The sequence below is a fragment of the Bradyrhizobium sp. 31Argb genome (assembly GCF_043638955.1).
Taxonomy (GTDB): Bacteria; Pseudomonadota; Alphaproteobacteria; order Rhizobiales; family Xanthobacteraceae; genus Bradyrhizobium.
Genome location: NZ_JBEGDB010000525.1, coordinates 1 through 2211 on the forward strand (window position 1 = coordinate 1; position 2211 = coordinate 2211).

The following is a 2211-nucleotide window of genomic DNA, read 5'->3' on the forward strand; positions in this document are numbered from 1 at the left end:
TGCCTGCGTCCACGATCTTCGAATCATGGTTGCCCATGGATTCAGAATCCTCAGTCAATTACAACTGTAATGCTAGACTATGATTTTGTGCGATAGCGCTGCGTGAGCGCTGGCCTGAGGGTCCGCCGCACGTCGCCGTCGCGTTCTTCCTGTCGTGGACGCATCAATTCTTACGGCTCATAGCGGGTCATGAGCGACCACGCGAGAGATACCCTTCGAAGTCGTCGACAAGACCCGGAAATCAGAGCGGCCTCTTGAAGAACTCAACGAGCTGGTCGAGAACGACGCGCGTCTTCGGCGGCATGCGACGACCCGCAGGGATCAGCGCGTGGACGGGAGGCCCGTTAACATCGGCCTGAGGCAGCACGTGTTCGAGCTCGCCGGATTCGACATGCATCGCCGCAACACGATCGAAGATCTGCGCGATGCCCATGCCGGCGATGGCCGAGTCGATGAAGGCGCGCCCGTCTCCCGTGATGACGCTCGCGGGTGGCGCGGTATTGAACACGCACTTCCCGTTGGTCACCGTCCACGGCCTTGTTTTGCCCGACCCCGCCCGAAAGATGATGGCTTCGTGTCCCGTCAGATTGTCGACGGAGATAAGTGGAGCATGACGCCCTAGATAGTCCGACGACGCATAAAGGCCGAGTCGGATGTCGCAGAGCTTCCTCGCGGTCATATCGCCTTCGGCCGGCAATTCGCCGGCGCGCACGACGATGTCCCAGCCATCCTTGACCGGATCCGACTGACGGTCGCTGAGAGACAACTCGATCGTGACCTTGGGATGGCGTTCGCGAACCTGCACGAAAACCGGTAGGAGCATTCGGCCGAAGCCGATCGGAATATCGAGTCGCACTCTTCCGACGGGTTCGTCGCGCCGCGCCGAGAGTGTGATCTCGGCCTCGTTCAATCCGTCCAGCGCGGCGCGCGCGGCGTCGAGATAGAGCTCGCCGTCCTCAGTGAGGCGGACTGCCCTGGTGGTCCGCTGCAGGAGCCTGGTCCCAAGTCTCACCTCCAGCCGCTGCACCGCCTTGCCGACGTTAGACTTGCTGGTGCCAAGCTTCTCGGCGGCCTTGGTGAAGCTCGCGTTCTGGGCGACGGCGACGAACGTCGCTATGTCGTTGATGGGAAGCTCGGTGGAGGCCATCTGTCATCTCCGGGGCGACAAAAGAGTATTCTCCGCTGAATTATCGCTCTGCAGAGGGTATTGCCACTCCCTTTTGTTCGAGTAACGTCAGTCCGAATCGCGTTCCGTGCCAATTAAATATTTGCGTTTACTTATCTAAGTCGGCCTAACCATTATTGTATCCCAAAGAGAGACAAACAATCGCTTTCAGCACCGTTTATCAACAGCATTCCTTGGATCATATCGACGACCAACCTACGGAGGTCGCCGTGAAACTGGATTGCCTGACCCGAGACCTGATCAACACCGGCGTAATCGACGCCATCGTGGCGCGTGATGCGCCCACCGTCCGGATCCTTTCGGAGATCGAACGTCAAGAATCGTTGCTCCGGACGCTCGCCGCGAAACCACGCGATGACGTCTGGCTGTTCGGTTATGGGTCGCTAGTCTGGAATCCGACCATCCATTTCGTCGAACGTCGCGTCGCCCAGGTGTTGGGCTGGCATCGCGCCTTCTGCTTGGCGACTCCGGCGGGCCGCGGCTCGCTCGACAATCCGGGACTTGTTCTCGGACTGGACGAGGGCGGCCACTGCGACGGCGTAGCGTTCCGGATCTCCGGCGAGATCGTCGAGTCCGAACTCGCGATGCTGTGGAAGCGTGAAATGCTCTCGAGTGCCTACGTGCCGCGCTGGCTCGATCTTCTGGACGAGCATGGCGAGCGCTTTGGCTGCGGGATCGCCTTCACCATCGATCCTGCTTGCGAACACTACGACGGCGGTCTGGAGCGCGAGCACGTCGTTCGGCGCCTTGCGACCGCCTCCGGCGCCCTGGGCAGCTCTGCGGACTACCTTTTCCGGACCTGCGAAGGCCTGCATGAGCATGGCATCCATGACGAAGAGCTCGAACGTCTCCGTATTGAGGTCGCGGCAGTTCAGTCCGCGCGGGAGGGCTGAACATGCGATGGACGCGCTTCATGATATCCGCGGGCAGCCGGTTCTCCGATTGTGTAGCTAGTGGTCTATCACAGTGATTTTGACTCTTTGGGGGTGGCTGGATAGGCGCGGCCGAGTTTGGCGCGAGCTTTG

The 2211-nt window shown here is 60.3% G+C and carries 2 protein-coding genes; one reads left to right on the forward strand and one right to left on the reverse strand.

The window, feature by feature from the left end; genetic code table 11:
- Positions 1-241: 241 nt before the first annotated feature.
- Positions 242-1147 carry a LysR family transcriptional regulator gene (locus AAFX91_RS40965; RefSeq protein ID WP_130578880.1) on the reverse strand — a complete coding sequence of 302 codons (906 nt, stop codon included), beginning with the start codon at positions 1145-1147 and terminating at the stop codon, positions 242-244.
- A gap of 212 nt (positions 1148-1359) precedes the next feature.
- Here AAFX91_RS40965 and AAFX91_RS40970 point away from each other — a divergent pair, with 212 nt between their 5' ends.
- The gene (locus AAFX91_RS40970) at positions 1360-2079 is read left to right on the forward strand and encodes a gamma-glutamylcyclotransferase (protein WP_130578879.1); all 720 of its coding nucleotides are present in this window, start codon (positions 1360-1362) and stop codon (positions 2077-2079) included.
- Positions 2080-2211 lie beyond the last annotated feature (132 nt).

Coding starts and splice junctions, on each gene's coding strand:
- AAFX91_RS40965 (WP_130578880.1), bottom strand. CDS start 1,147: ATGGCCTCCACCGAGCTTCCCATCAACGACATAGCGACGTTCGTCGCC.